Genomic DNA, 21,449 nt, shown 5'->3' with positions numbered 1-21,449 from the left:
CTCCATGGCCCACCTGCTCGGCGCCGAGAACATCGGCATCGCCTTCGGAACCCGCACCGTCCTCGAGGGCCTCTCCCTCGGCGTGGATGAGGGGGACCGGATCGGACTCGTGGGCCGCAACGGCGACGGCAAGTCCACCCTCATGCGCATCCTCGCCGGCCTCCAGGAACCCGACACGGGCCGCGTCACCCGCCGCGGCGGCGTCCGCGTGGGCGTGCTGGACCAGCAGGACCGGCTCGACCCGGAGCACACCGTGCGTCAGGCCGTGGTCGGGGACGTGGACGACCACGTGTGGGCCTCGGACCCCAAGGTCCGGGACGTCCTGGGTGGTCTCCTCGACGGCTTCGACCTCGAGCAGTCCGTGCGGGGCCTCTCCGGCGGCCAGCGCCGGCGCGTCGCCCTGGCCCGTCTGCTCGCCGGGGACGACGACGTCCTCTTCCTCGACGAGCCCACCAACCACCTGGATGTCGAGGGCGTCGCGTGGCTCGCCCGCCACCTGACTCAGCGCTGGCGCCCCACCGACGGCGGCCTCGTGGTGGTCACCCACGACCGGTGGTTCCTCGACGAGGTCTGCACGCGCACGTGGGAGGTGCACGACGCCACGGTGGACCCGTTCGACGGCGGCTACGCGGCGTGGGTGCTCGCGCGCGCGGAGCGCTCCCGGCAGGCGGCGGTGACGGAGCAGAAGCGTCAACAGCTCGTGAAGAAGGAGCTCGCCTGGCTGCGCCGTGGCGCCCCGGCGCGCACGTCCAAGCCGAAGTTCCGCATCGAGGCGGCCAACGCCATCATCGAGGACGTCCCCGCCCCGCGTGACTCGGTGTCCCTGGCGAAGATGGCCACGGCCCGGCTCGGCAAGGACGTCCTCGACCTCGAGCACGTGAGCCTGACGCTGGGGGAGAAGCCGATCCTCGACGACGTCACCCTGCGCCTGGCGCCCGGCGAGCGGCTCGGCGTGGTCGGCGTCAACGGTGCGGGCAAGTCGACCCTGCTGCGCCTGCTCGACGGCCGCATCGCTCCGGACTCGGGGCGGCTGAAGCGCGGCAAGACGGTGGTCTCGGCCACCCTCACCCAGGACGTGAAGGAGCTCGACGACGTCGCCCACCTGCGCGTCGCCGAAGTCATGGCCCGCGAAGGCTCGTCCTTCCAGGTCGGCGACCGCGAGATGTCCTCCGGCCAGCTGCTCGAGATGCTCGGCTTCGGCACCTCCCGGCAGTGGACTCAGGTCTCCGAGCTCTCGGGCGGCGAGCGCCGGCGCCTGCAGCTGCTGCGCCTGCTCGTGGGCGAGCCCAACGTCCTCATGCTCGACGAGCCGACCAACGACCTGGACACGGACACCCTGGCCGCCGTCGAGGACGTGCTGGACGGGTGGCCGGGGACCCTCGTGGTGGTCTCCCATGACCGGTACCTGCTCGAGCGTGTCACCGACCACCAGGTCGCCCTGCTCGGGGACGGCAAGGTCCGCGGCCTGCCGGGCGGGGTGGACCAATACCTCGAGCTGCGCGCCGCGATGGACGAGGCCGGCGGCCCGGCCCGGGGAGCCGGCCCGGTACGGGGCCGCAACGACGTCGTCGGGACGTGCGCGGGCATGGGCGGGCCGGAGGAGGACACCGGGCCCACCGAGGCGGAGCGTCGGCTGGCCCGCAAGGAGATGGCCCGGCTCGAGAAGCAGATGACCCGGCTCCGGGACCGCAGGTCCGGCCTCGAGGCGCGGATGGCCGAGCTGGGGCAGGCGCAGGACTTCGACGCCCTCACCGCGGCCTCCGCCGACTTGAAGGACCTCGACGCACAGCTGGACGTCCTGGAGGAGGAGTGGCTGCAGGCTGCCGAACTCGCCGAAGGGGGCTGACCGGCGGGGGCTCACAGGAGAATGCGGCAGGTGTCACAGCCGGCTGCTGTCTCCGCCCTATAATCGAGGGTTGGGGCACAGCACCATGCCCGGCCCACATGACGTGGACCATCCCCCACGTCAGGACGGAGGAGCAGGCCGTGATCGCGAGCCCCGGTGACGAGTCGACCACGCTCCGCATGGGCTCGACCGCCCGCGGCCGTGTCCTGGGCCGGCCCTGGGAGCGAGGCCTTCCGCGACTCGTCCTGGTCGTGGACGTGGTCGCGGTCCTGCTCGCCACCTTCGTGTCGGCCCAGCTCCGCTTCGGCGGACCGCGGCGCACCACCCTCCCGGGCGCCGCACTCGTCGACTACAGCGTCATCAGCCTCGCGCTGAGCGCGGCCTGGGTGCTCGCGCTGACCATCCAAGGCTCCCGGGACATCCGGATCTTGGGGGTGGGCACCGAGGAGTACAAGCGGGTCCTGCAGGCCACCCTGTACCTCTTCGGCACCGTCGCGATCCTCGCCTATGCGGCAGGTCTCGAAGTGGCGCGCGGCTACGTGGGCCTGGCTCTGCCGCTGGGCGTGCTCCTGCTCCTGCTGGGCCGGTTCCTCGTGCGCGGGTGGGTGGCGCGGCAGCGACACCGCGGCAGGTTCCGGCGGCGGCTCCTGCTCGTCGGCGGCCCGAAGGCCGTCCGGCACATCTTCGAGGCCCTCGACTCCGAGGCCGGCGCCGGATACGCCCCCGTGGCCGCGGCCCTCCCCGGATACAAGACCCGGCAGGAGGACTACCTCCCGATACCGGTCTCCACGGACCTGGACACCGTGGAGGACGTGGTCGCCCACGTGGAGGAGCGCGACGTCGAAGCCGTGGTGATCACCTCGGGCCACCCGTTCGTCCCCTCGGACGTCCGCCGACTGGGCTGGGAGCTGCAGGAGCGCGGCGTCTCCCTGATCATGGCACCCGCCCTCGTGGACGTCGCCGGACCCCGCCTCCACACGCAGCCCCTCGCGGGTCTGCCGCTCATCCACCTCTCCACCCCGCGCCTCTCCGAGGGCAAGGCGTTCGCCAAGCGGGCGTTCGACGTCGTCGCGTCGGGTCTGGGCCTGATCGCCATCTCGCCGCTGCTGATCGCCGTTGCGATCGCGGTCAAGGCCACGGACGGCGGGCCGGTGCTGTTCCGGCAGGAGCGGATCGGTCTCGGCGGCAGGCCGTTCACCATGCTCAAGTTCCGTTCCATGGTGGTGGACGCCGAGGAGATCCGGCAGCGGCTGGTCTCGGACGGCGGGGATGAGGACGTGCTGTTCAAGATGAAGGACGACCCGCGCATCACCCGGGTCGGCAAGCTCATCCGCCGCACCAGCATCGACGAGCTGCCCCAGCTCGTGAACGTGCTGCGGGGGGACATGTCCCTCGTGGGCCCGCGGCCCCACCTGCCGCATGAGGTCGAGGCCTACGAGCAGTACGTGCACCGCCGCTTCCTGGTGCAGCCCGGCATCACGGGCCTCTGGCAGGTCTCCGGCCGCTCCGACCTCCCGTGGGAGGAGGCGGTCCGCCTGGACCTCTACTACGTGGAGAACTGGTCCATCCTGGGCGACCTCGTGATCCTGGGCCGGACCGTCAAGGCCGTGGTCGCCGCCGACGGCGCCTATTGACCCCGGATCCGCGCGACCTGTGTGGAAGAATGGGGCGTCGTCGCCGCCCCCTGGGGTCCGGCGCTCCGCCCTGGTGTAATGGCAGCACGCCGGCCTTTGGAGCCGTGCAGTCTAGGTTCGAATCCTAGGGGCGGAACACCCGTCCTCTGACCTCCACCGGTGCAGGAGCCCCCATGTCCCAGCCGTCCGCCCGTCCCTCCGCCGTGATCGTCCTGGCCGCGGGCCAGGGCACCCGCATGAAGTCGACGACGCCGAAGATCATGCACGCGATCGGGGGGCGCTCCCTCGTGGGCCACGCGCTCGCGGCGGCCTGGTCGCTCGCGCCGGAGCACCTCGTGGCCGTGGTCCGGCACGAGCGGGCCCGCGTGGCCGAGCACATCGAGACGGTGGCGGCCCAGCTGGGCATCGACGCGCTGGCGATCGCCGACCAGGACGACGTGCCGGGCACCGGCCGCGCCGTCGAGCGGGGCCTGGCCGCCCTGCCCGCGGGCCTCGAGGGCACCGTCGTGGTGACCTACGGCGACGTCCCGCTGCTGACCCCGGAGACCCTCGCCCGCCTCGTCGCGGAGCATGAGGCGGACGGCAACGCCGTCACCGTGCTCACCGCCACCCTCGAGGACGCCACGGGCTACGGCCGCATCGTCCGCGACGCCGAGGGCCTCGTGGAGCGGATCATGGAGCACAAGGACGCCCTCGCCCACGCCGAGTCCACGGGGGACGACTCCTTCGTGGCGATCCGCGAGGTCAACTCCGGCATCTACGCCTTCGACGCCGCCCTGCTGCGCCGCACCCTGCCGGAGATCTCCACGGACAACGTGCAGGGTGAGAAGTACCTCACGGACGTGCTCGGCATGGCCCGCGCCGAGGGCGGCCGCGTCGCCTCGGTGGGCACGGACGACGTGTGGGAGGTCGAGGGCGCCAATGAGCGCCGGCAGCTCTCCGACCTGGGCCGCCAGCTCAACGACCGCGTGCTGCGCGGCTGGATGAAGGAGGGCGTCACGGTCGTGGACCCGTCCTCCACGTGGGTGGACGTCACCGTCTCCCTCGCCTCGGACGTCACGCTCAAGCCCGGCACCCAGCTGCACGGGACGACGTCGGTGGCCACGGGCGCCGTCGTCGGCCCGGACTCCACGCTCACGGACACGCAGGTGGGGGAGGGCGCCGTGGTGAAGCGCACCGACGCCACGGAGGCCGTGATCGGCGCGGGTGCGACCGTCGGCCCGTTCACCTACCTGCGCCCGGGCACGGTGCTGGGGGAGGACGGCAAGATCGGCGCGTTCTACGAGACCAAGAACGTGACCGTGGGCCGGGGCGCCAAGCTCTCCCACCTGGGCTACGCCGGGGACGCCGAGATCGGCGAGTACACCAACATCGGCTGCGGCAACATCACCGCCAACTACGACGGCGTCGCCAAGCACCGCACCGTGATCGGCGCGCACGTGCGCACCGGCTCGAACACGGTGTTCACGGCCCCGGTCTCGGTGGGCGACGGCGCCTACACCGGTGCCGGCGCGGTGGTCCGCGACGACGTGCCGGCCGGCGCCCTGGCGCTGAACGCCGTGGCGCAGCGCACCATCGACGGCTGGGTGCCCGCCAAGCGCCCCGGCAGCACGTCCGCGCAGGCCGCGGAGGCGGCCGGGGCGACGGTCGCGGACGCCGAGGGCTGATCCCTCGCGCCCTAGGATGGGTGCGAGGACCGGGCCGCCACGGGCGGCCGACGCCGACGCCGGGCGCCCACCGCTGTCGGTCCTGGAACGCGAGACCACGAAGGATGATGAGGACGTCATGACGGAGCTGAGCCGCAGCGAGGACAAGCGACTGGTGCTGGCCACGGGCCGCGCCCACCCCGAGCTCGCGCAGGAGATCGCCGAGGAGCTGGGCACCGAGCTGCTCCCCATGAGCGCCTACGACTTCGCCAACGGCGAGATCTACGTGCGCTCGGGCGAGTCGGTGCGCGGCAAGGACGTGTTCATCATCCAGTCGCACCCGGCGCCGCTGAACAACCACCTCATGGAGCAGCTGATCATGGTGGACTCCATGAAGCGCGCCTCCGCCCGCCGCATCACGGTGGTCTCGCCGTTCTACCCGTACGCCCGCCAGGACAAGAAGGGCCGCGGCCGCGAGCCGATCTCGGCCCGTCTCGTGGCGGACCTGTACAAGACCGCCGGCGCCTCCCGCGTGATGAGCGTGGACCTGCACACCGCCCAGATCCAGGGCTTCTTCGACGGCCCGGTGGACCACCTGTTCGCCATCCCGCTGCTGGCGGACCACATCCGCTCCAGCGTGGAGGGCGAGGAGGTCACGGTCGTCTCCCCGGACACCGGTCGCGTGCGCGTGGCGGAGCAGTGGGCGGACCGCCTGGGCGGCGTGCCGCTGGGCTTCGTGCACAAGAGCCGGGACCTGACCGTCCCGAACAAGGCCGAGTCCAAGACCGTGGTCGGGGACGTCGAGGGCCGCGTCTGCGTGCTGATCGACGACATGATCGACACCGGTGGCACCATCGCCGGCGCTGTGCAGATCCTCAAGGACGCCGGCGCGAAGGACGTCATCATCGCCGCCACGCACGCGGTGTTCTCGGACCCGGCCGCCCAGCGTCTCGGCGAGTGCGGTGCCCGCGAGGTCGTGGTGACCAACACCCTGCCCATCCCAGAGGAGAAGCGCTTCGAGACCCTCACGGTGCTCTCGATCGCCCCGCTGATCGCCCGCGCGATCCGCGAGGTCTTCGAGGACGGCTCGGTCACCAGCCTGTTCGACGGCGTCGCCTGACGATGGCCGAGCGCCTCGAGCCGGCCCACGGGGACGACGTCGACGGCGAGGCGGGCGCCGCGCCGCAGCCTCGCCGTCCGCGCCTGCCGTTCTGGGCCTCCCTGCTGCTGAACGTGGTGGTCGCCATCGCGGTCGTCGCCGTGGTGCAGGCCCTGTGGGTGAAGGTGTACTCGGTGCCGTCCGGCTCGATGGAGAACACCCTCGAGGTGGGGGACCGCATGCTGGTCAACCGCACCGCCTACCCGGACGGGATGGCCGACTCCCAGGACGTGGTGGTCTTCACGGCCAACGAGGACTGGGCGCACCCCATGCCACCGGAGGGGGCCGTGGAGAACGCCGTCCGCACGTTCGGCGACCTCACCGGCATCGGCCGCTCGCACGAGCAGGCGCTGGTCAAGCGCGTGGTCGGCACCGCGGGGCAGACCGTGGAGTGCTGCACCGCCGAGGGTGCCGTGACCGTGGACGGGGAGCCCCTGGACGAGCCGTACATCCACAACGACCTGCCGTTCCTCCGGGACGAGCTGGACTGCGAGTCCGAGGTGATGTCCGCGCGCTGCTTCGGCCCGGTCACCGTGCCGGAGGACTCGATGCTCGTGCTCGGCGACCACCGCTCCAACTCGGCCGACTCCGTGATCGCGTGCCGCGGCATCCCCGCCGACCAGGCCGGGGACTGCGCCCGCTTCGTCACCCGCGAGGACATCGTGGGCGAGGTGTTCGTGACCGTCTGGCCGCCCACGCACTGGGGCGGGCACTGATCTCCTGAGGGGGCGGGCCCTGGGCGCCGGCCGTCTCCGGGCCGGGCCGGCTCAGCCGGCCGTGGCCAGCTGCACGGCGATCAGGGCGTCCATCGCCTCCTGCACCCGGGCCTCGGCGTCCTCGGGCACGGGTCCTTCGGTGCGGAGGCAGGCCACCACGTCGGCGGCCGTCCGCGGCTCGTCCAGCAGGAGCCAGACGGACGGGCCCAGACCTTCGAGCACGACCAGGCGGTCCGAGGCGAGCAGGACCAGGCGGCCGCTGTCGGTCAGGATGCCGTCGTCGACGGCGCAGCGGGACACCGCGCCCGGGACCGCCGCACCGACTGAGGCCCGCAGCTCTTCCTCGGTGAGCGCCCCCCAGGCGGGGGTGACGGGCGTGGGCGGGGCCGCCAGGAGGCCGTCGACGACATCCCGCAGGTCCTCCGCTTCGGCGTAGACCAGGCGTTGGGCGCCGCCGACCGCGTCGAGGACGCGGCAGAGCGTCACGAGACCGCGGGGGAGCAGGGAGAGGGAGGACGTCTGGGGGACGAGCGCCCCCAGCGCAGCCACGAGCTCTATGGCCTCCGCCCGCGGCGTCACCGGGCCTGCCGGATCCCGCACGCGGTCCAGCACGGCGATCCGGGCCAGCCGGGCGTCGGGGAGGGTCGGACCGAGACCCAGGTCGTCCGGGCCTCGCTGGGTCTTCGGGCGCACCCCCCGTGACCCCAGCAGGGACAGCGGCTTGGGGTAGGGCGTGACGGTCAGGCCGTCCGGTGCGATGATCGCCGTCTCGTCGGTGAGGTAGGCGAAATGGGGTCCCAGCCGGCGCGTGGCCGTCGTCTTGCCCGTCCCGGACGCCGCCACCAGGACCATCGCCGCCCCGGTGTCCGGTGCGGCGAGGCACGCGGCATGGAACAGCAGGTGGGTGCCGCGGGCGGACTCGATCGCCCGTGAGGTCGCCAGGAACACCAGGTCCTCGTGCCACTGGAGCCACGGACGCGCGGTGTCGGCGTCGCGGTGCGCATCCGCGTCGGCGGGCGGCTGCACGAACTCCACACCGCACCGGGCCCAGGACGCGATGACCTCCGCGCGCTCGTCTCCTGTGAGGCCGCTCACCGTCACGGCATCGAGACCGGTGCCGATGCGCAACGCGGTGGTCTCGCTCATGGCTTCGTCCTCCCCCTGGGCGCCGGGCATGGCTCACCCTTTCCATCCCGTGGCTGTCCGGTCAGTGTACTGAGAGCCGTGCGGGCGGCCATGGCGCCGCCCCACCGGCTGGCACGGGTCTTCGCCAGAGCCTCCCTATACTCGACACAGGTTCTCGGGCGCTGAGTGCGCCGTCCATCCGAGCCGAGGGAGGAGCCCGCATGGCAGCCCAGTCGCCCACGGCGGCGGTGACCGTGGTGATCCCGCACTACGGCGATCCGGCCCCCACCCTCGCCCTCGTCGACCGCCTGCTGACCGATCCCGGAGACGCGCTGGTCGCCGTCGTGGTCTCGGACGACGCCTCGCCCACCCCGTACCCCGAGGCGCACGATCCGCGTCTGACCGTGGTGCGCCGCGAGCGCAACAGCGGCTTCGGAGCGAACGTGAACACCGGCCTGGCCGCGGTCACCACCGAGCTGGCCCTGGTCCTCAACTCGGACGCCGAGATCACGGGGGCGCAGATCGACGCGCTGGTGGCGGCGGCCGCCCCGTACCAGCCGGCCGTGGTCAGCCCGCAGGTCGTCAACGAGGACGGCACGCCGCAGTGGTCCGGGCGGCACTTCCCCACGGTCCTGCACCAGACCGTCGAGTGGCTGACGCCGCTGGCCCGCTTCCGTCACCTGGACGTGCTTCACGAGGCCGTGGGGCACGACGTCGCGGCGGCCCGGTCCGCCTCGCCCGTGGCGGTCGACTGGGTGATGGGCGCCGTGCTGCTCCTGCCGATGGCGCAGGTCCGCGCCGTCGGCGGGTTCGACGAGGAGTACTTCATGAATTCCGAGGAGGTCGATCTGCAGCGGCGCCTGCGCGAGCGCGGCGTGCCGTCGATCGTGGTCCCGGCCGTCCGTGTGCCGCACGCATCCGGCGGATCCTCCGATCCGCTGCGCCGGCGCGGCTGGCTGGTGGACTCCCGGTACCGCTACGCCCGGAAGTTCGGTCACCCCCGGGTCCTCAAGGCCGCGCTCACCGCGGCCACCGGGGCGAACTTCGCCGTGAACGTGCTCCGGCAGGCCCGGGGTGTGGACGTGGACGCCCGCGCCGTGCTCCGGGACGAGCACGCGCTGGTCTGGAAGGGGCGGCGCCGATGACATTTGCCTCTCGCCTCGTGGAGTTGCCACCCCGGCTCGCGTGGAAACGCGGCCAGGTGCTGTCTGCGACGCTGTACCGCCGAGCGTTCCGCGACTGGGGCCGGGGCAGCGTGATAGTTGCGCCGTTGAAGGTCAGAGGGACCGACCGGATCTCGGTCGGATCGGAGTGTGCCCTCTACGGTGGGATCTGGCTCGAGGCGGAGGGCGACGGATCCGTCGAGATCAGTGATGGCGTCTACTGCGGCCACGGTGTTCACATCCACGGCGTCGATCGGGTCGTCGTGGGTGCCAGGACGATGCTCGCGGACGGGGTGTTCGTGGGCGCGGGGGGCCATAACCCCGCGGCAAGGATGGCCGTCACCAACGGGGGGCCGATCATGATCGGACGGGACGTGTTTGTGGGTCAGTACGCCATCGTCCTCGGCGGCGTCACGATCGGCGACGGCGCGGTCGTGGGCGCCGGCTCCGTCGTCACGAAGGATGTCCCTGCCGGAGCGGTCGTCGCGGGTGTCCCTGCGGAGATCCTCAAGAACGGTGTCAAGCACACCCCAGCGATCAGAGAAGAGCAGCAGTCATGACGAACTACCTCATCACCGGTGGGGCCGGCTTCATCGGTCAGTACGTGGCGCGGGCGCTGACGCGACGCGGCCACGAGGTGGTCGCGCTTGACACACTCGAGCAGCAGGTGCACGCCGATCCTGAAGGGGCGGCCGCGCGGTTCCCCGGGGACGTCCTGCGCCGCGACGTGAGCGATCCGGCGTCCTGGGCAGATCTGCCGGAGGTCGGAGGTGTCATCCACCTGGCGGCGGAGACCGGGACGGCTCAGTCGATGTACGAGCAGGACCGCTACCGACGCGTCAATGTGGAGGGAACGCGGCTCGCGGCCGAGTTCGCCGCCTCGCGAGGACTTCCTCTCGTGTTCTTGAGCTCTCGCGCCGTGTACGGCGAGGGCCTCGTGGCCACGTCGCCGCTGGCGTCCTCGGACGGCAGGGATTTCGGCCCGGACGGCCTGTTCGTGCCCTCGGGCGAAGACCAGCCGCACGTGCCCCTCTCCGTGTACGGCGAGACCAAGTCCGAGGCCGAGGAGATTGCCCGCACCGCCCTCGCGGACGGCCGCCTCGCCATTCTGCGCCCGCAGAACGTCGTTGGTTTGGGGCAGGCGCTTCACAACCCCTACACCGGTGTGCTGGCGGCGTTCCTAGCCCGCCTCAAGGCGGGGCTGCCGCTCACCGTCTACGGGGACGGCACGGCGACGCGGGACTTCGTGCATGTGTCGGACGTCGCCGCGGCCATCGTCTGGGCGCTAGAAGCCCCCCGCCGCGGAGAGCCCGTGATCGCCAACGTCGGCACAGGGGTCCGTATGGATCTGGACGAGCTGGCCGAGACCGCGCGAGCTGCGGGCCGCGGCCCAGAGGTCGAGATCACCCATGTGGAGGTCCACCGCGCCGGTGACATCGACCATGCCTGCGCGGACATGACACACGCATGGAGCCTGGGCATGCCGCGCCCGCGTCTGACCTCCCAGGAGGCCATCGCAGATTTCATCTCCCATTCGTGGGACTTGGAGGCCGCTGATCCGCGGCTGTGGGACCGTGCACTGGAAGAGCTGACCGAGCGCGGGCTCGCGGAGAGTTGAGCATGCGCGTCCTCATCATCGGGCCTCGTTTCCACGGCTATCTGGCCGCCATGGGGGCCGCCCTGGAACACCTGGGCCATGGCGTCTCCGTGCACGCGTACGACGCGGCAGACACTCTGGCCGAGCGCGTCCGCAACAAGGCTCTGCACGACCTGCCGGGGAAGTGGACCGCACGCTGGGCGGACTGGGAGGGCCGGCGTGCGGCGGCGGTCCTGGATCGTGAACGCCCGGATGCCCTCCTGGTGGTGAAGGGCGATCGTCTGGGGGACGATTGGTGGGCTGCCGTTGACCGGTGGAACGGCCCGCGGGTGACTTGGCTCTATGACGAGATCGACCGCATGGCCTATACCCGCGAACAGCTCGCCGCGATGCCCGTCGTCGCCACCTACAGTGCGGCCGACGCGGCGTCGCTGGCGGGGACGGCGGATACGGTGCGTCACCTGCCGCTGGGCCACGACTCGCTGCTGGCGTTCCACCGGCGCCCGACCGGCGCTGTGACATTCATCGGGGCCCGATACCCGCAACGCGAAGCCCTGCTGGCCGGTCTCGTCGCCGCCGGCATGCCTGTGCGCGCCTATGGGCGGGATTGGTCCAGGCATCCCGCGGATGTGCTCGCGTCGCGTCACTGGCGACCTTCGGGTGTTCCTGCGGGACGCACCTTGGCGCGTGACGAGGCATACGGGGTGATGGCCGGCAGCGAGGCCACTCTCAATATTCACGGTCACCAGGACGGCTTCACGATGCGCACCTTCGAAGCGTGTGGAGTGGGCGCCCTCCAGTTGGTGGACCGCGCGGACGTCGACGTGCACTTCGAGCCGGGCAGAGAAGTCCTGGTGTTCACCGATGGCGACGAATTGGCCGAGCACGCGGAGCGGGTGATCCGCGAACCGGCGTGGGCCCGCGGCATCGCCGAAGCAGGGCGACGCCGGGCCCTGGCCGAACACACCCTCGTGCACCGGATGCGAGAGGTGGAAGCGCTGTGGGCCTGAACCATCCCGATTCCCTCGAGGACTGGCGTCGGTGGGCACGGCCCTCCGCGCTCCGGCGCGCTGTCGTTGCAGTGCGCGGCCGCGGCCGTCTCGTCGACCCGGCCTTGCGTCTCCTTCTCTACGGAACGGCGCCGACGGTGCTCGCTGCCCTCGACTCCGCGACGCTCTCCGGCATCGCGGCCGGGTTGCGTCCGGTGGCGTTGGGGCCGCGTGCCAACGTGGCGGTCCTGTGCCCTCCGCACCTGGTCCCTGCGGTCCAGGCCATGCTCGGAGACCCCGTCGAAGACCGTTCGATCACCTTTGCCGATGAATTGTCCGTTCTCGACGGTACGGTCCGTGCCGTGCTGTCCCTCGGCCACTTCCTACGGGCCGGGGAGCTGGCCCAGGATTGGGCCGCGGCACGGGGCGTGGAGTACATCGTCGTGCAACACGGCCTGCTCACACCGTTCACGCCGCCTCTGCCTGACGAGGTGACGCTGTACGCGTTCTCGCACGAGGACGGGGCCTTCTGGACCGGTGGCCGCCCGGGGCGGACCGTCCGGATGGTGGGATCGCAGATCCTGTGGGAAGCCTCGGACCCCCAGTCGCCGGCCGCCCAACCGGGTCCGACGGTCTTCCTGGGACAGCTCCACGGGCGAGAGCTGGGTCGGTGGTCCGCCACGCAGCAGACGCTGGCGTTCCTCCGTGCCGAGCCGCACGTGCTCTACCGTCCGCACCCTTCGGAACGGGACATGCTGAGCCGAGCCACCCACCACCTCATGCAACGCGGCGGCACCCGCTTCGAGACCAGCGGACGCCCTCTGCCTGAGATGGGAGCCGACGTCGTCGCACTGTTCTCGACGGGTGTCCTCGAAGCGGCAGCCCAGGGACGCGGTGGCTGGGTGCACCACTCCGCCCCTCCCGCCTGGCTCAGCGAGTTCTGGGAGCGCTACGGCATGGCGCCGTGGGTGCTAGGGCGTTCGGCCGCCGACCAGCCCAAGCGCACTCCCGCTCCTGTCCGCCCAGTGATCGAGCCTGCGCGGGCCATCGCCCGTGACATCTTTGGAGAGGAGTCCGCGTGAGCATCCTGTGCGTCATCCCCGTGCGCGGCGGGTCCCGGGGGCTGCCCGGCAAGAACATCCGCCTCCTGGGCGGCCATCCGCTCGTGGCCTGGACCATCCAGGCCGCCCTCGAGGCGGAGGAGGACCTGCACGTGGTGGTCTCCACGGACTCGGCCGAGATCGCCGAGGTCGCCCTCCGCTACGGCGCGGACGTGCCGGGCCTGCGTCCGGCCCACCTGGCCCAGGACTCGACCCCCACCGAGCCCGTGATCGAGCACGTGCTCGCGGCCGAGCGCGCGGCCGGCGTCGAACCCGAGGGCGTGATGCTGCTCCAGGCCACCAGCCCGCTGCGCCTGCCCGGCACCCTGGACCGCGCCGTGCGGCAGTTCCGGGATACGGGGGTGGACTCGCTGGTCGGCGTCGTCCCGGTGTCCCCGTTCCTGTGGCGCCATCCCGAGGATCCCGACGGGGAGCCGATCCCGGACTTCGACGTCACGGCGCGCAAGCGCCGGCAGGACATGACGCGCGCCGACCTGCGGTTCCGCGAGAACGGCTCGCTGTATGTGACGCGCCCCTGGGTCTATGACCGGCTGCACAACCGGCTCGGCGGCCGGATCGGCATGCTGGAGCTCGACGACCTCGAGGGCGTGGACATCGACACCGAGCTGGACTTCGCCCTGGCCGAGCAGCAGATGGACCAGTACCTGGCGGTCCAGAAGGTGCTCCAGCACCGCCCCGACCTCGGTGCCCCGCGCACCGCCGAGACCCCCACCACCGGCCCGAACCGCACCCCCGGAGGCGCGCAGTGATCATCGAACGCAGGCTCACCCCCTACCTCGTCTTCCCCGAGGACTCGCTCCTGGCCGCCCTACAGAAGATGACCGACAACCGCGAGCGCACCGTGTTCGTGGTGGACTCCCACGGCTTCCTCGTCGGCTCGCTGACGGACGGGGACGTGCGCCGCTGGCTCGTGGCGCATCCGGAGGCGTCGCTGGACGTGGCCGCGGTCGACGTCGCCCATCACGACCCGGCGACGGCGCCCCTGGGCGCCTCCCCGGCCGAGATGCGCGAGGCCCTGCCCGCCGGGGCGCTGCACCTGCCGCTGTTGGACGAGCGCGGCCGCCTGACGGCCCTGGCGATCAACCGGGAGGCGGAGCTGCGGATCGGCGGGCACCGGATCGGGGAGGGCCACCCGGCGTTCCTGATCGCGGAGATCGGCAACAACCACCAGGGCGATGTGGACCTGGCCCGCCGTCTCGTGGACCTGGCCGTCGAGGCGGGCGCGGACGCCGTGAAGTTCCAGCTGCGGGACATGGACGCCCTGTACCGGCAGTCCGGTGCGGCCACCGCCGGCGAGGACCTGGGGGCCCAGCGCACCCTGGACGAGCTGGCCAAGTTCTCGCTCTCCGCCGAGGACATGGTGCGGGTGTTCGACCACGTCCGGGACACCGGCGTCGCCCTGATGTGCACCCCGTGGGACGCCCCGTCCATGCGGGTGCTGCGGGAGTACCCGGTGGACGGCGTGAAGATCGCCTCGGCGGATCTGACGAACCACGGTCTGCTGCGGGACGCGGCCGCCTCCGGCCTGCCGATGGTGCTCTCCACCGGCATGTCCCGGGAGGAGGAGATCCGCGAGTCGGTGGCCCTCGTGCGCTCCTTCGGCGTCCCCTTCGCGATGCTGCACGCCCAGTCGACGTACCCCGCCCCCTACAAGGACGTGAATCTGGCCTACCTGGACCGGCTCGCGGAGATCGCCCAGACGCCGGTGGGCTACTCGGGCCACGAGCGCGGCTTCCACGTGGCGCTGGCCGCGGTGGCCCGGGGTGCCGCGATCATCGAGAAGCACTTCACCGTGGACCGCGGGCTCGAGGGCAACGACCACAAGGTCTCCCTGCTGCCGGAGGAGTTCGCGCAGATGGTCCGGCAGACCCGGGACATCGAGGAGTCGATCGGCGTCGGGACCGAGCGCGTGGTCTCCACGGGCGAGGCGATGAACCGCATCAACCTGGCCAAGTCCCTGGTGGCGGCCCGTCCGCTGCAGGCCGGCGTCACGATCACCGCCGACGACGTGACCGTGAAATCCCCGGGCCGCGGCCTGCAGCCGAACGAGCTGCCGCGCCTGGTCGGGCGCACGCTGCACCGCGAGATGGCCGAGGGCGACTTCTTCTTCGCCGGCGACCTCACGGACACGGTGCCCACCGGGCGCCAGTTCCAGTTCCGGCGCCCCTGGGGTCTGCCGGTGCGCTACCACGACGTCGAGGCGCTGACGAAGGACTGCACCCCGGACTTCCTGGAGTTCCACTTCTCCTACAAGGACCTCGAGATCGACATCGACTCGGTGTTCAGCGAGCCCATGCCGATGGGCTTCACCACCCACCTGCCGGACATCTTCTCCGGTGACTTCCTCGTGGACCTGGCCAGCGACGACGACGCCGTGTGGGAGCGCTCGATCGCCGAGGTGCAGCGCACGATCGACATCACCCGGGACCTGAAGCGCTGGTTCCCGAACGAGGAGGAGCCCATCATGGTCATCACCATGGGCGGGTTCACCCTGGACCGGCACATCCGCCCGGAGGAGCGGCTACCGAAGTACGAGCGCATCGCCGAGGCCGTGCAGCGCCTGGACACCTCCGGCATCCGGATCGCCGCGCAGACGCTGCCGCCGTTCCCGTGGCTGATGGGCGGTCAGCAGTACCACAACCTCTTCATGGACCCGGACGACACCGTGGCGTTCGTGGAGGCCACGGGGGTGCCCCTGTGCCTGGACATCTCCCACTCCAAGCTCTCGGCCACGTTCCTGGGGATCCCCTTCTCCGAGATGGTGGAGAAGCTGGCCCCGCACACCATCCACCTGCACCTCGTGGACGCCACCGGTGTGGACGGGGAGGGGCCGCAGATCGGCGAGGGGGACGTGGACTGGCCCGTGCTGTGCGAGCAGCTGGACCGCCTGGCCCCCGGGGTGAGCTTCATCCCGGAGATCTGGCAGGGTCACATCAACAACGGTGATGGGTTCTGGACGGCCCTGGACCGCCTGGAGCAGTGGCTGTGATCCCGACGGCGGCGACGGCCACCCCGGCCCCGTTGACGCTCTGGGTGGTGCCCGTCGCCGACCTCGGCGGCGTGGCCCGGCACGTCCTCGACGTCGCGCGCGTGGGCCTGCCCGGTCTGCGTCTGGCGGTGCTCTGCCCCGAGGGGCCGCTCGCCGAGCGCCTGCGCGAGCAGGGTGCGGCGGTGTTCACCGGGGACGTCGGTCCCGACGCCGGCCTGGCCGCCTCGGTGCGGACGCTCCGGACGGCGGTGCGCACTCTGCGCCCGGCCGCGGTCCACACGCACCTGGCCTACGCCGACCTCGCGGCGTTCACCGCGCTCGGCCCGGGGCGGGCCCGGCGGCGGCCCGGTGCGCCGGCGCTGCTCAGCACCGAGCACGGAATCGCCCCGGACGACGGGTTGTACAACCGCGCCGCGGCGGCCCGGGTGAAGAACGCCGCGCACCGCGCCCGGCTGCGCGGCACGGATCTCGTGATCGCGGTGGCGCAGTCCACCGCGGACGTGCTCCGGCGCAAGTGGGGTGCGGGGGCGCCCCTCACCGTGGTGCGCAACGGGGTGGACGTGTCCGCGGTGCGGGCCGCGGCCGCGGGGCAGCGGCGCGCACCGGGGGAGGGGCTGCGGATCCTCTCCCTGTCCCGGCTGGCCCCCGAGAAGAACCTGGACCAGTTGATCGCCGCGCTGCCCGCCCTGCTGGAGCGCGACCCCGGGACGCGGTTGACGCTGGCCGGCTCGGGTCCCCTGGAGGGGCAGCTGCGCGCTCAGGCCGAGGACCTCGGCGTCGCGGATGCGGTCGACCTGCCCGGCTTCGTGGAGCCGTGGGGGGCCATGGCCGAGCACGACGTGCTGGTGCAGCTCTCGGCGTGGGAGAACCTCAGCTATACCCTGCTCGACGCTGCGGCCGCGGGCCTGCCCGCCGTCGCCACGGACGTGGGCGGCAACGGGGAGATCCTGCCGCCCGAGCGCCTGGTCCACGAGACCACGCCGGCGGCCATCGCCGACGCCGTCGTGCGTGCCGCCGCCGAGGGCCCGGGCGAGGTGCGCGTGGGCGACGTGGAGACGATGGCCCGGGCGACCGCCGAGGCGACCCTCGAGGTGCTCGGGCGCCGGGTGGGGAAGGGCGGGCACCGATGACCGCGGCGAGCCCGAACGAGCCGGGGGCGGCCTCGGTGGCCCCGGCCGAGAAGCGAGTGCCGGGACCTCGGTTCCGGGAGCTGGACGGTCTTCGGGGGATCGCGGCGCTGGCCGTGGTGTTCTCGCACTTCGGCGGTACGCACAATTTCCACTACCGCGACGATCCCCCCGCTTTTCATGACTTCGTCTGGGGTGGCACGGGGGTCCAGCTGTTCTTCATGATCAGCGGTTTCGTGATCCTCATGACCGCGCGCCGGGCCTCGCGTCCCAGCGATTTCGTCATCTCCCGAGCCGCCCGGCTGTACCCGCCGTACTGGCTCTCGCTTGCATTCGCCGTGGTGATCCTCGCCCTCGTTCAGGTGCCGGGGTACTCGCTGAGTCCGGGGCAGATCATCGTCAACCTCACGATGGTCCAACGATGGTTGCTGGTCGACGATGTGGTCGACGTCTACTGGACCCTGGCGGTCGAGATGCAGTTCTACGCACTTGTCTTGACCCTCCTCATCCTCAGCCGGTGTCGCCTGTCGGACCGTCTGGTCCTGTGGGCATGCCTGGGTTGGTCTGTGTTGTCCTGGACGGTGGTGGCTGTGACGTCACAGGCCGCGGCGCCACGCGCAGCGGGGGACCCCACGTGGGTCAAACTCGTCAACAACATCACTGTTGCCGAGTATGCGCCCATGTTCGTCCTGGGCATGGTGGTGTTCCTGGCACGGGAGACGGGTCGCCACCGACGAGCGGTGGCCGCAGCCTATCTATCGGCTGTCGTGAGCCCCTTCGTCTTGCGCGACATGACCCTTGGTCTCTGGGTGCTGGCAGCAGCGACCCTGTTCACTGCTGTGGCCCTCCGACGAAGGACGTGGCTCCTCACAACGCCGCCCTTCCAGTTCTACGGCCGGATCAGCTACTCCCTGTACATCATCCACGTCATTCCCGGTTATCTGGTCATCCATGCTCTATGGCCGTACGTAGGCCGGAACATGGCCATGCTCGTGGCCTTGGCCGTGGTCTCCGTGCTCGCCTGGGCCCTGCAGAAGTACGGCGAGGAGCACCTCGGCCGCGCGGCCAAGCGGGGGCTGACCCGCGTCCGCTCCGTCGTGGAAGCGCGGACCGGACATCCCCGTTCCCTGGAGCCGGCCCGATGACCGGACGTATCTGGATCCTGGCGAACCAGGGCGAAGTGGGTGGCGGCGAGGTGATGCTGCACCACCTCGCCACGGCCCTGCGCGAGCTGGGGCGGGACGTGGGCGTCGTGGCCCCGGCGCACCCGGCCGAGACCGCCGATCGTCTGGCCGCGGACGGCTTCGACGTGGTCCGCGTGGGTGGGCCCGGACGACTGGGGTACATGCGTGCTCTCCGGGCCTGGGACCGCGGCCGAGGCGGGGACGACGTCGCCTGGTGCAACGGGCTGCTGCCGGCCACGGCCCTGGCCGGCCGGCCGCGCCGGATCGTGCACCTGCATCAGGTGCCCGAGAAGCCGGTTCTGCGCGTGTTCTCCGCCCTGGCGCGCCCCGGCGCGCTCGCGGTCCTCGTGCCGTCCCGATTCGCGGCAAACCGGATCCGCGGGGCGCGCGTACTCCACAACTGGGTTCCGGCCCCCACGGCACCGCAGACACGTCCGGCCCGCGGTGCCGATGATCCGGTGACCGTGGGCTTCCTCGGACGGCTGTCCGAGGGCAAGGGCATCGTCACCCTGTTGGAGGCTGCCGCGCTGCTGCGGAGGACCGACCCGGGTGCTTTCGTGTTCCGCATCGCGGGGGAGAGCCGGTTCGTGGCGGAGGACGAAGCCGAGCGGCTCGCCACCGCCCTGAAGGCAGCCGGTGAGGACGTCCAGGTGCTCGGCTGGCAGGACACCGGCGAGTTCCTGACCTCCGTGGACGTGCTGGCCGTGCCGTCGCAGTGGGCCGAGGTCTTCGGCTTGGTGACGGCCGAGGCGATGGCCGCGGGCGTTCCGGTGGTGGCTTCCGATGCGGGGGCCGTTCCCGAGGTGGTCGGCAGCGATCACCCCTTCGTTGTTCCGCAGCGCGACGCCGCCGCGCTCGCGAATTGCTTGCGGGCGGTACGAGCGATCGACCTGGGCGAGGTGGCCCACTCCCAGCGGCGCCGCTGGGCGTCGCTGTTCTCTCCCGAGGCTGGCCGCGCCGCCGTCGCCGAGCTCCTGGATGACCTGTCCCTATGATCCCCGCGGAGGACTCATGACCGAGACGCCCCTGACCCCCGAGGCCAGCGTGATCGTCCCCAGCCGGGGCGGAGCCCAGCGGCTGCCGCGCCTGATCGGCGCCCTCGCCGCGCAGGAGGACGCCCCGCCGTTCGAGGTCCACGTGGTCGTGGACGGGGATGTGGACGGGTCGGAAGCGGTGCTCGCCCAGTTGGCCGCAGAACATCCGGGCCTGGACCTGAGTTGGACCGTCTTCGGCGAGAACCGCGGACGGGTCGCCGCGCTCAACGCCAGTGCCGACGCGACGTCCGGCCGCATCCTCATCCGCGCCGACGACGACCTGGAGCCCGAGCCCCACTACATCCGGGACCACGTGGCCGCGCACGCGGGCGGGCCTGGCGGCGTGATCGGATTGACGGCCAATGTCCTCCCGGACTCCGCCTATCAGCGCGTCTACGGTGACGCCCAGGACGAAGCGCACCGTCGCCATGCCTATGCCCTTCCGGCAGAGCAGCAGTGGCGGCACTGGGCGGGCAACGTGTCCGTCCCCCGTGCCCTCCATGAGGAGCTCGGCGGCTACGACCCGGATTACCGCCGCTATGGCTGGGAGGACGTGGACTTCGGCTACCGCCTCCACGTCGCCGGGTATCCGGTGGAGATCCGGCCGGAGCTGGAGACCCGTCACCACGCGGCGGCGGTCACCACCTACACCAAGGCGCGCCGGGCTCTGCATTCCGGGTCCGCCCGGCAGATCTTCATCGCCAAGCACGGGGCGGACGCACTCGGCGGGGACCGCGCCCCGGGCGGGCCGTGGGGCGCCGCCGTGCGGGCGGTGGCTGCTCTGAGCACGGAGCGCACGATCCAGTACGGCTCCGCCGTCGTCGAGCGTGCCGCTGTCGTGTTGCCAGCCCCGGTCGCACGAAAACTGATCGCCTTGCAGGTCGAAGCCGCCGCGGAGACCGGACGCACCCGGCCGGGACGTGCCCGCCGACAGTTCTGAGGGGAGCACCATGATCGACATGACACGCGGCCGGATCGCCATCGCCCACGACTACCTCACCCAGAAGGGCGGGGCGGAACGGGTGGTGCTCGCCCTGCATCGGCTGTGGCCGGACGCGCCCATCTACACGACGTTCTACGACGCCGAAGGCACGTTCCCCGAATTCAAGGACGCGCACATCATCACCTCACCCCTCAACCGGGTGGGGCTGCTGCGAAAGGACCCGCGGCGGGCACTGCCGCTGCTGCCCCTGGCCTCCTCACTGATGCACGTGAAGGAGCCGATCGCCGTCGTCTCGACGTCCGGCTGGGCGCACGGATTCCGCTACGACGGCGCCACGCTCGTCTACTGCCACACCCCGGCGCGCTGGGTGTACCTGCTGGACGATTACCTGGGCGAGGACGGTCGGGACAGCATCAAGGGCCGGATCGCCCGCGTGCTGCGCCCGGGTCTGCGCAGGTGGGACCGCGCGGCCGTCCGGCGCCGATCACGCTATGTGGCCAACTCCACGGTGGTGAAGAAGCGGATCGAAGACGTCTACGGGCTCGACGGCGTGGACCTCGTGTTCCCGCCGCACTCCGTGAGCACGGAGGGACCGCAGGAGCCGATCCCCGGTGCCGAACGGCTGGCGGAGGACGGCTTCCTGCTGTCGGTCGCCCGTCTCATGCCGTACAAGCACGTGGACGTGGCCATCGAGGCCGCGGCCCGCGCGGGGCGACCGCTCGTGGTGATCGGCAAGGGCCCGGAGGAGGCCCGGCTCAAGGCGCTCGCGGGCGAGGACGTGGTGTTCGCGCAGGACCTCACGGACGCGCAGCTGCGCTGGGCCTACGCGCACGCGCAGGGCCTGATCGCCGCGAGTCACGAGGACTTCGGCATCACCCCGCTCGAGGCCAGCGCGTGGGGCGTGCCCACCGTGGCCCTGCACGCGGGCGGCTACCTGGACACGATCGCCGAGGGCGTCAACGGAGTGTTCGTCGAGGAACCGACGGTGGATGCGGTGGCCGGAGGGGTGGAACGTCTGCTGGCCCATGACTGGGACCGGGCGGCGATGCAGGTGCACGCCGCGCGGTTCTCAGAAGTGGAGTTCGGGCGGCGGATCCGTGCGTTGGTCGCGGAACTGCCCGCTGGGCCCGCACATCGAGGCAGGCAATAGCGAGATGCAGCAGTGTTCGACAGGAT

18 protein-coding genes and 1 tRNA gene are annotated in these 21,449 nt (G+C 71.7%); 18 read left to right on the top strand and 1 reads right to left on the bottom strand.

Annotation, left to right across the window (positions count from 1 at the left end; translation table 11 throughout):
* Window positions 1-4: 4 nt before the first annotated feature.
* The 6 genes from OVA32_RS10830 (at window position 5) to lepB (ending at window position 7,001) form a co-directional block, all read left to right on the top strand.
* The gene (locus OVA32_RS10830; RefSeq protein ID WP_185194666.1) at window positions 5-1,846 is read left to right on the top strand and encodes an ABC-F family ATP-binding cassette domain-containing protein; all 1,842 of its coding nucleotides are present in this window, start codon (window positions 5-7) and stop codon (window positions 1,844-1,846) included.
* Window positions 1,847-1,944: 98 nt separating this feature from the next.
* A complete protein-coding gene (locus OVA32_RS10825; RefSeq protein ID WP_257966157.1) occupies window positions 1,945-3,480 on the top strand; it encodes a sugar transferase in 1,536 nt (511 codons plus the stop codon).
* A 64-nt stretch (window positions 3,481-3,544) separates the two neighbouring features.
* A tRNA-Gln gene (locus tag OVA32_RS10820) sits at window positions 3,545-3,616 on the top strand.
* 37 nt (window positions 3,617-3,653) lie between these two features.
* Entirely contained in the window at window positions 3,654-5,147 is a 1,494-nt protein-coding gene (glmU, locus tag OVA32_RS10815; RefSeq protein ID WP_101967336.1) for a bifunctional UDP-N-acetylglucosamine diphosphorylase/glucosamine-1-phosphate N-acetyltransferase GlmU, read from the top strand.
* Window positions 5,148-5,265: 118 nt separating this feature from the next.
* Entirely contained in the window at window positions 5,266-6,246 is a 981-nt protein-coding gene (locus OVA32_RS10810) for a ribose-phosphate diphosphokinase (RefSeq protein ID WP_020627447.1), read from the top strand.
* 2 nt (window positions 6,247-6,248) lie between these two features.
* Window positions 6,249-7,001, top strand: coding sequence for a signal peptidase I (lepB, locus tag OVA32_RS10805; protein WP_101967335.1), 753 nt, complete (start codon window positions 6,249-6,251; stop codon window positions 6,999-7,001).
* A gap of 51 nt (window positions 7,002-7,052) precedes the next feature.
* On the opposite strand, the gene OVA32_RS10800 is transcribed toward lepB, so the two are convergent.
* Window positions 7,053-8,147: a PqqD family peptide modification chaperone gene (locus OVA32_RS10800; protein ID WP_267714466.1), complete on the bottom strand. Its 1,095-nt coding sequence runs from the start codon at window positions 8,145-8,147 to the stop codon at window positions 7,053-7,055.
* Between the two features lie 200 nt (window positions 8,148-8,347).
* On the opposite strand from OVA32_RS10800, the gene OVA32_RS10795 reads away from it, so the two are divergent.
* The 12 genes from OVA32_RS10795 (at window position 8,348) to OVA32_RS10740 (ending at window position 21,423) form a co-directional block, all read left to right on the top strand.
* Window positions 8,348-9,271 carry a glycosyltransferase family 2 protein gene (locus OVA32_RS10795; RefSeq protein ID WP_267714464.1) on the top strand — a complete coding sequence of 308 codons (924 nt, stop codon included), beginning with the start codon at window positions 8,348-8,350 and terminating at the stop codon, window positions 9,269-9,271.
* Window positions 9,268-9,849, top strand: coding sequence for an acyltransferase (locus OVA32_RS11660; RefSeq protein WP_134416352.1), 582 nt, complete (start codon window positions 9,268-9,270; stop codon window positions 9,847-9,849). Before OVA32_RS10795 ends, OVA32_RS11660 begins: the two co-directional genes overlap by 4 nt.
* On the top strand, window positions 9,846-10,907 hold the full coding sequence (locus OVA32_RS10785; protein ID WP_134416354.1) for an NAD-dependent epimerase/dehydratase family protein: 1,062 nt from the start codon (window positions 9,846-9,848) through the stop codon (window positions 10,905-10,907). The genes OVA32_RS11660 and OVA32_RS10785 overlap by 4 nt, the downstream gene beginning before the upstream one ends.
* A gap of 2 nt (window positions 10,908-10,909) precedes the next feature.
* The gene (locus OVA32_RS10780) at window positions 10,910-11,896 is read left to right on the top strand and encodes a CgeB family protein (protein ID WP_134416356.1); all 987 of its coding nucleotides are present in this window, start codon (window positions 10,910-10,912) and stop codon (window positions 11,894-11,896) included.
* A 263-nt stretch (window positions 11,897-12,159) separates the two neighbouring features.
* Window positions 12,160-12,957: a hypothetical protein gene (locus OVA32_RS10775; protein WP_145992803.1), complete on the top strand. Its 798-nt coding sequence runs from the start codon at window positions 12,160-12,162 to the stop codon at window positions 12,955-12,957.
* Window positions 12,954-13,745 (top strand): cytidylyltransferase domain-containing protein, encoded by a 792-nt coding sequence (locus tag OVA32_RS10770; protein ID WP_230277890.1) that lies wholly within the window; start codon window positions 12,954-12,956, stop codon window positions 13,743-13,745. The genes OVA32_RS10775 and OVA32_RS10770 overlap by 4 nt, the downstream gene beginning before the upstream one ends.
* Window positions 13,742-15,985, top strand: coding sequence for an N-acetylneuraminate synthase family protein (locus OVA32_RS10765; protein ID WP_267714457.1), 2,244 nt, complete (start codon window positions 13,742-13,744; stop codon window positions 15,983-15,985). The genes OVA32_RS10770 and OVA32_RS10765 overlap by 4 nt, the downstream gene beginning before the upstream one ends.
* Window positions 15,976-17,115, top strand: a complete 1,140-nt coding sequence (locus OVA32_RS10760; RefSeq protein WP_267714455.1) for a glycosyltransferase — start codon at window positions 15,976-15,978, stop codon at window positions 17,113-17,115. Before OVA32_RS10765 ends, OVA32_RS10760 begins: the two co-directional genes overlap by 10 nt.
* Complete coding sequence (locus tag OVA32_RS10755; RefSeq protein ID WP_267714453.1) at window positions 17,112-18,257, top strand: acyltransferase family protein; 1,146 nt, start codon at window positions 17,112-17,114, stop codon at window positions 18,255-18,257. The genes OVA32_RS10760 and OVA32_RS10755 overlap by 4 nt, the downstream gene beginning before the upstream one ends.
* A complete protein-coding gene (locus tag OVA32_RS10750; protein ID WP_267714451.1) occupies window positions 18,254-19,291 on the top strand; it encodes a glycosyltransferase family 4 protein in 1,038 nt (345 codons plus the stop codon). Before OVA32_RS10755 ends, OVA32_RS10750 begins: the two co-directional genes overlap by 4 nt.
* A 16-nt stretch (window positions 19,292-19,307) precedes the next feature.
* A complete protein-coding gene (locus OVA32_RS10745) occupies window positions 19,308-20,270 on the top strand; it encodes a glycosyltransferase family 2 protein (RefSeq protein WP_267714449.1) in 963 nt (320 codons plus the stop codon).
* A 10-nt stretch (window positions 20,271-20,280) separates the two neighbouring features.
* A complete protein-coding gene (locus tag OVA32_RS10740; RefSeq protein ID WP_267714448.1) occupies window positions 20,281-21,423 on the top strand; it encodes a glycosyltransferase in 1,143 nt (380 codons plus the stop codon).
* Window positions 21,424-21,449 lie beyond the last annotated feature (26 nt).

The organism is Micrococcus sp. SL257 (genome assembly GCF_026625585.1).
Taxonomy (GTDB): Bacteria; Actinomycetota; Actinomycetes; order Actinomycetales; family Micrococcaceae; genus Micrococcus; species Micrococcus luteus.
The sequence above is the reverse complement of the archived record's forward strand: the minus strand, read 5'-3'. Positions and strand labels throughout refer to the sequence as shown.